This window comes from Vibrio sp. V33_P6A3T137 (genome assembly GCF_009904835.1).
Lineage (GTDB): Bacteria > Pseudomonadota > Gammaproteobacteria > Enterobacterales > Vibrionaceae > Vibrio > Vibrio metschnikovii.
The window spans coordinates 1-6,618 of sequence record NZ_WXWK01000063.1 but is presented as its reverse complement, the minus strand read 5'-3'; the positions used below and the strand labels follow the sequence as shown (position 1 = coordinate 6,618).

General features: G+C 44.6%; 8 protein-coding genes. 6 read left to right on the top strand and 2 right to left on the bottom strand.

What is annotated here, in order from left to right; all coding sequences use genetic code 11:
- Nucleotides 1–177 precede the first annotated feature (177 nt).
- The 6 genes from CAG60_RS06040 to CAG60_RS06015 all read left to right on the top strand — a co-directional run bounded on the left by CAG60_RS06040 (nucleotide 178) and on the right by CAG60_RS06015 (nucleotide 4,856).
- On the top strand, nucleotides 178–645 hold the full coding sequence (locus CAG60_RS06040) for a hypothetical protein (protein WP_161438495.1): 468 nt from the start codon (nucleotides 178–180) through the stop codon (nucleotides 643–645).
- Nucleotides 646–789: 144 nt separating this feature from the next.
- The gene (pnuC, locus tag CAG60_RS06035) at nucleotides 790–1,536 is read left to right on the top strand and encodes a nicotinamide riboside transporter PnuC (protein WP_161438494.1); all 747 of its coding nucleotides are present in this window, start codon (nucleotides 790–792) and stop codon (nucleotides 1,534–1,536) included.
- Complete coding sequence (locus tag CAG60_RS06030) at nucleotides 1,533–2,261, top strand: nucleoside phosphorylase (RefSeq protein ID WP_161438493.1); 729 nt, start codon at nucleotides 1,533–1,535, stop codon at nucleotides 2,259–2,261. The genes pnuC and CAG60_RS06030 overlap by 4 nt, the downstream gene beginning before the upstream one ends.
- A gap of 154 nt (nucleotides 2,262–2,415) precedes the next feature.
- Nucleotides 2,416–3,099 carry a Crp/Fnr family transcriptional regulator gene (locus CAG60_RS06025; RefSeq protein WP_161438492.1) on the top strand — a complete coding sequence of 228 codons (684 nt, stop codon included), beginning with the start codon at nucleotides 2,416–2,418 and terminating at the stop codon, nucleotides 3,097–3,099.
- A 132-nt stretch (nucleotides 3,100–3,231) separates the two neighbouring features.
- Entirely contained in the window at nucleotides 3,232–4,185 is a 954-nt protein-coding gene (gene rihA, locus CAG60_RS06020) for a pyrimidine-specific ribonucleoside hydrolase RihA (RefSeq protein ID WP_161438491.1), read from the top strand.
- A 260-nt stretch (nucleotides 4,186–4,445) separates the two neighbouring features.
- Nucleotides 4,446–4,856 carry a VF530 family DNA-binding protein gene (locus CAG60_RS06015; RefSeq protein WP_004396952.1) on the top strand — a complete coding sequence of 137 codons (411 nt, stop codon included), beginning with the start codon at nucleotides 4,446–4,448 and terminating at the stop codon, nucleotides 4,854–4,856.
- A 37-nt stretch (nucleotides 4,857–4,893) separates the two neighbouring features.
- Here the strand turns inward: CAG60_RS06015 and CAG60_RS06010 are convergent, their stop codons facing one another.
- Together CAG60_RS06010 and CAG60_RS06005 are read right to left on the bottom strand one after the other, a co-directional pair.
- Nucleotides 4,894–5,577 (bottom strand): TVP38/TMEM64 family protein, encoded by a 684-nt coding sequence (locus CAG60_RS06010; protein WP_161438490.1) that lies wholly within the window; start codon nucleotides 5,575–5,577, stop codon nucleotides 4,894–4,896.
- A gap of 69 nt (nucleotides 5,578–5,646) precedes the next feature.
- Entirely contained in the window at nucleotides 5,647–6,582 is a 936-nt protein-coding gene (locus CAG60_RS06005) for a LysR family transcriptional regulator (protein WP_161438489.1), read from the bottom strand.
- Between the last annotated feature and the right edge of the window lie 36 nt (nucleotides 6,583–6,618).

Genomic DNA, 6,618 nt, shown 5'->3' with positions numbered 1-6,618 from the left:
AACCCATACAGTGAAAATCAAAAAGACGTGATAAATATCACAATTAAAGCTGCGCAGTAAAAAATCCAACTCAGTAAAACACTGTCTTTGCAATCCCTAAATTTATTTACTTTTGTAAAAAAATGTATATGGTACCGTTCTCAGATATTGATCATAAAAGATGGACAAGATACTCATATGCAACTACATCACATCTCAAAGTTGGCAGGGACACTGTTATTGATTTCACTATCCGTGACAGCGTCTGAAAAAGAATTGGATATATTTAGCCAAAGCAATAGCGATAAAGCGGCACAGACCTTAGACCTTGACGCGCCAGCAAAAGACAGTTTCATTTTCAAATTACCAGCCACTCATAATGATTATCAAGCAAGCGTCGATTATCTGGCCTCTGATGCTCGACCGAGCGTTAACTCACCACTCACGCTAGACGCACCAGATCCCCATTCTTTTAGTGTCAAACCAACCGTTAACAATCCTTTTCTTCGTGATGGCCAAGAGGATTGTCAGTATATTGAAGTGGTTTTCGATCACCAAGACAAACAGTTATCGGTCGGTTCTGATAACCAAGGTAACCCTTGCAGTCGGTCGCATTTAACTATCTCGGACTATCAAATAACCACGCGCTTTAAATATGAAGAGTAAATAAGCCGGTTTTCAGCCTTTATAAAAACAGATTATTGATTAAATGTATGATCGCTCTCAATCGCAGGGGGACATATGTCCTCCCTCTTAACGCAAAGAACCACTTAATATAAGCGCACAAAATAAATCACCACGGTAATGACTATGGATCTTTTTGCTCTACTCGATATTAATAACACACTGGTTAATATCCCGATTGGTTCTGGCTACGCCATGAGCTGGATCGAAGCTTTTGGTACAGTATTTGGCTTGCTGTGCATTTGGTTCGCCAGCCAAGAAAAAACCATCAACTATCTTTTTGGTTTGCTCAACGTCACCTTATTTGCCGTGATATTTTTTCAAATTCAACTCTACGGCTTGTTGCTGCTTCAATTGTTCTTTTTTTGCGCGAATGTCTACGGTTGGTACGCATGGACAAAACCCAACGCGGAAGGTGATATTCTACAAGTTCGTTGGTTAAGCAAACAAAAACTGCTGATCACTGCAGGCATAAGTATCGTCAGCATTGGCTTACTGACGGTTTATATTGACCCTTTCTTTTTAGCTCTCGCGAACATTAGTGTCGATATCATGAATGGATTCGGAGCGGACCTTGCACAACCTGTCTTAGAGCCCGATGCTTTTCCATTTTGGGATTCAACCATGACGGTATTATCAGTCGTCGCGCAAATTTTAATGACACGTAAATATGTCGAAAACTGGATGCTATGGATTGTGATTAACATCATTAGTGTCGGTATTTATGCGACTCAAGGTGTTTATGCGATGTCTGTGCAATACGCTATTTTGATGTTTATTGCCGCAAATGGAACTCGACAATGGGTTCGTACCGCAAAACGTAATAGCCAAACCGTGACGTCAGCAAACCAAGTTCAAGAGGCCACGGTATGATTCAGCCTCACATCAATGTCGCCTATGGCCAAGTCGCCAATCGAGTGATTGTCTGTGGGGAACCCAATCGAGCCAATCGAATCGCAGCGCTACTCGATAATCCTGAGCTGATTGCTGAAAATCGTGAATACCGCTTATTCAATGGTCGTTATAATGGACAACAGATCACCGTATGCAGTACTGGTATTGGAGCGCCTTCACTGATTATCGCGATTGAAGAGCTAAAGCAGTGCGGTGTCAGCCATATTGTGCGCGTTGGTTCTGCTGGTGCAATGCAGGCTAACATTCAACTGGGTGATCTAATTGTCGCGGAAGCCGCGGTGCGTGATGAAGGGGGATCAAAAGCCTATATTGCAGACACCTACCCTGCATTTTCCAGCTTTTCGCTTCTGAGTCGCTTACACGCATTTTTAATACAGCAGCCCACAGCGGTACATTTTGGATTGGTTCGCTCACACGATAGTTTTTATACCGATGAAGAACAAAACCTGTGCCATTATTGGAATAAGAAAGGAGTCTTGGGGGCAGATATGGAAACATCAGCGTTGCTTACCGTAGGTCGATTACGTGGCTTACAAGTTGCGTCTGTGCTCAATAATGTCGTTTTGTACCAGCAAGATGTACAGCAAGGCGTCACGCAATACGTTAACGCTGATCAAGCGATGATGGCAGGTGAAAAGCTTGCCGCAACGGCAGCGTTAGATGCCCTGAGTCACTGCGTTTAATTTTTCCTGCAAGCGCATTAAGCAGCGGTGACTACGATACCGCTGCTTATCTCATCTCTTAGCGCTCATTGATTTTTACATCAGAGAAAGCAAAACTTGCGACCTGTGGCTAATCAAGCTAACGTTGAGCATCCTGATTTCTCGTCGATAGATTATGAAAATAACCCCCTATTCATCTGGTCGCTTCCATGCTTACCTTGAAGAACAAAAGCAAGCCTTTAAGACATTCATTTATCAGTGCCAAATGAGTACTGCTTATATCGATGCTGGGAGCGATATTCTTAAGCAAGGTGAACCACTAGAGCATATTTACGTGGTTCCCGGCGGGCGCGTTTCAATGAGCATTCTCGCCGCTAACGGGCGACGATTTCAATTAGGAGAGGCTAACTGCGACTATCATATTTTTGGTGAGATGGAGTTTTTTACCGCAACACCCTGTCAGTGGACGGTCACCGCCGATGAGCATCTACAAGTCGATATTATTTGTCTAGCTTCGCTAGCAAAAACCCTTGAACAGCATCCAGAAATGATGGTGTATTTTGCCGCTGCGTTGGCGGAAGATTACCGTGATTCAATGGAGATCTACACTAACCGCCTACTTCATCCTTTGACTTATAACATTGCTTATGACTTACTTTTACGCCAACGCTCAACGATGGCGCTGGGGAGCTTTAGCAAAGCGAGTCAAGAAGCCGAGCGATTTGGCACCTCAAGCAGAGTCTATCGCCGAGCAGTCAACGAATTGATCGCTCAAGGATTAGTGGAAAAAACCGCGACTGGACTAACTATTGTTGATGAACAAGAGCTGCAACGCTTCTTAAATAGCAATCCTCAATAACTTAATTTTACATACCTCACACTTTTTCTTCTCCGCTTACAGTTGGTTTCTTCGTTTCAGCGACAGACTCACACTTTGTGGTTCGCAAAATCGATACACTGAAGTCTAAAAACAAACGGAGTACCCTTCTTTATGACACGTCCGATTATTTTAGATTGCGATCCCGGCCATGATGATGCCATTGCGTTAATTCTAGCGTGCGCTTCTCCATCATTAGCAATCAAAGCGGTGACCACGAGTGCCGGTAACCAAACCCCTGAGAAAACCTTAAATAATGCTTTACGTATTCTTACCTTACTGGGTAGAAGTGATATTCCGGTTGCCGGTGGAGCATTAAAGCCCCTGATGCGAGAGCTGATCATTGCCGATAATGTTCATGGTGAAAGTGGTCTGGATGGCCCAACCTTACCTGACCCCAGCTTTGCTCCCCAAGCGGAACACGCCGTTGAGCTCATGGCTAACATCCTTAGACAAAGCGACCAGCCCGTTACTCTAGTACCAACTGGACCACTGACTAATATTGCGCTGCTGTTGGCCACCCATCGTGAGTTAATACCGAAAATTGAAGAAATTGTCCTAATGGGCGGCGGCGCTGAAACCGGAAACTGGTCTCCGGCCGCGGAATTTAATATTTATGTCGATCCAGAAGCCGCTAAGCTGGTTTTTCAATCTGGTATTCCGATCACCATGTGCGGCCTCGATGTCACCCATCGGGCGCAAATCATGGATGAGGACATCGAACGTATTCGGAAAATTGATAATCCGATTGCTGGTGTCGTTGCCGAACTGCTCGACTTTTTTATGATTTACCATCGTGATCCCAAATGGGGGCTAGCAGGCGCACCGTTGCATGATCCATGCACCATCGCTTGGTTATTGGCCCCTGAACTGTTTAAAGCTCAAAGATGCTGGGTCGGTATTGAAACTCAAGGTGAATACACGCAAGGCATGACCGTGGTTGATCGTTATCAGCTCACCAATCATCCCGCTAATGCGACCGTGTTATTTGATGTTGATCGGCAGGGATTTGTCGATTTATTGGTTGAACGTTTGCACTATTTTACCACTCATTCATCCGCTTCCTAAATGATGTGATACCCAAACGACTTGGAGTTGCAGATAAACGACTCTCGATCAGCATCAATATTAAAACGAGCTGAACTGACATCGTTGCAACTTCAAGTAGCAAGGGGATAGTGTTAACGGATCAAAGATAATCATAGGGAAGTACGAGCAACTCTGCTAGAATCCGCCCCCTCTGCAAGGATGAACAAGTACATCACCAATATCTGCCAAATCCTGCTATACCTACCCTATCTACCGTTTACCCTTAGGAGCCTGTTATCATGACTGATCAAGAAAGAATCGAACTACAAAAAAACAACCCATTACACGGCCTTAAGTTAGAAACCTTACTGCAAGAGCTGGTGGATTTTTATGGCTGGGATATTTTAGATACAGCGATGCGCTTTAACTGTTTTCATACCAACCCTTCGGTAGCCAGTAGTGTCAAATATTTAAATAAAACCGATTGGGCACGAGAAAAGTTAGAAAACTTTTATCTGTATCGCTTTAAACGTATGCCTCGCGCTTCCAGTGAAGAGTTCAATATATCACCACGGGCACGTACCTTCCCTCATGGCTTACAGCCAAAAGAGCCGATGGAATTAACCGTAGACTCGATTTTGAAATCACAAGCTAAAGCGGCTTCCGCTCATAAAGAAAGAGCGGCACGCAGTCGCCAAAGCCGTCGTTAAATTAATATCCGATTCACGTTCAGGGTAACGATAACCGCTATTCACTGACTCGCCGGCGTTGATTGATTTTCTCGACCACTTTTTTCGCGACCAAAGGGAATATCCCTAACAACGCGAACGAGAATAAAATCGCTGGCGATAAAATCCCCCCAAGACTCTCCAATTGCGCCAGTTGGGTGCCAGCGTTAACGTAGACAAGGGTTCCGGCCAACATGCCCAATTGACTGACCCAGTAAAAGGTTACCGCGCGAAGCGTGGTTAAGCCCATTAAAATATTGATCAGAAAAAAGGGAAAAATAGGCACCAGTCGTAGGGTAAATAAATAAAAGGCTCCGTCTTTTTCTACGCCATGATTTAGCGCTTGTAAGCGCTCACCAAAACGCCGTTGTACGGTTTCTTTTAATAAATAACGCGCAACTAAAAAAGCGCAGGTGGCACCGATGGTGCTAGCAAAAGAAACGATCAGTGTTCCCCACCATAAACCAAATAACGCCCCAGCGGCGAGCGTCATCACCGCAGCTCCCGGTAACGACAAGGCAGTCACTAGCACATAGATCGCTAAAAATAGCATCCCGACCAGCAAAGGCGCATCAGTACGCCACTGTTCAAACTGCGCTAAATGACGCTGAATGCCGTCTAAGGTCAGCAACTGATTAAGATCGAGTGCAAAAAATGCCACGCCCAATATCGCAATCGTGATCAGTAATAACCACTTTTTCATATTTATATTCCTTATTAATCATCGTGATTGCCAATACAGACTTTACTCTTTAGATAAGCAACCAACTCGCTATGACAATTGCACCGTTTGCTGAATGATTTCACGCCCTTCTGTTTGCACGTAATTGAGAAAAACCTCGGCAATCGGCGATAAGGCGCGCTGGCGAGTCCACGAGAATGACCATCTGGTTTTGATCGGTAACGACTCGACGTTAATCACTTTAACACCGTATATATTACCAAACGCCAAGGTATGAGCAGACAAGATAGACACACCCAAGCGGGCTAATACAGAATGAATGATCGCCTCATTACTGGCAATGGTCATTTTAATATTAGGCTGATAGGGTTGCTTATTAAAGAAAGCTTCCGTCGCATAGCGGGTTCCCGACCCCACTTCGCGGATCAAAAAATCTTCCTGACAAAACTCGGCTAATGACACCCTCTCTTGTTGTGTGAAAGGGTGGCTCGCCGCGGCAATCGCCACCAAATCATTGGCCATAAATTCAATCACGTCCAGCTCTAACCCTTCGGGTAAATGGCTAAACACATAAAAATCATCGGCACCATGCTCACAGCGCTCCATCACTTGCTGTCGGTTGGCTATCGTCAACTGAATATCAATCCCCGGGTAGCGCTGACAAAAAGGGCCAAGTAAATGAGGAATAAAATACTTTGCCGTTGTCACTACGGCTAATTTCAATGTCCCTGACTCAAGGCCTTTAAAACGAGATAAACGCATCTCCAATTCTTCACAGTTTTGGAGAATTTTTTTCGCCGTTTCTACCGTGGCTAATCCGGCATCGGTAAAACGAAGTGTTCTACCAACTTGTTGATAAAGCGGTAAGCCTATCGCCTCAGCAAGTTTTTTTAACTGCATAGAAACCGTAGGTTGAGTTAAAAATAAACTGTCTGCCGCGGCAGTAATACTTCCGCCATGATAAACCGCTAATAAGATCTCTAGCTGGCGAAACGTGCCAATATGAGCGTGTAATCTCGATGCCATGGTTCCCCTCCGACAAACGTCACTCACTTAATATAG

Excerpts from the sequence above, each read along its gene's own strand:
- CAG60_RS06040 (WP_161438495.1), top strand. The coding sequence starts at position 178 with ATGCAACTACATCACATCTCAAAGTTGGCAGGGACACTGTTATTGATT.
- pnuC (WP_161438494.1), top strand. The coding sequence starts at position 790 with ATGGATCTTTTTGCTCTACTCGATATTAATAACACACTGGTTAATATC.
- CAG60_RS06030 (WP_161438493.1), top strand. The coding sequence starts at position 1,533 with ATGATTCAGCCTCACATCAATGTCGCCTATGGCCAAGTCGCCAATCGA.
- CAG60_RS06025 (WP_161438492.1), top strand. The coding sequence starts at position 2,416 with ATGAAAATAACCCCCTATTCATCTGGTCGCTTCCATGCTTACCTTGAA.
- rihA (WP_161438491.1), top strand. The coding sequence starts at position 3,232 with ATGACACGTCCGATTATTTTAGATTGCGATCCCGGCCATGATGATGCC.
- CAG60_RS06015 (WP_004396952.1), top strand. The coding sequence starts at position 4,446 with ATGACTGATCAAGAAAGAATCGAACTACAAAAAAACAACCCATTACAC.
- CAG60_RS06010 (WP_161438490.1), bottom strand. The coding sequence starts at position 5,577 with ATGAAAAAGTGGTTATTACTGATCACGATTGCGATATTGGGCGTGGCA.
- CAG60_RS06005 (WP_161438489.1), bottom strand. The coding sequence starts at position 6,582 with ATGGCATCGAGATTACACGCTCATATTGGCACGTTTCGCCAGCTAGAG.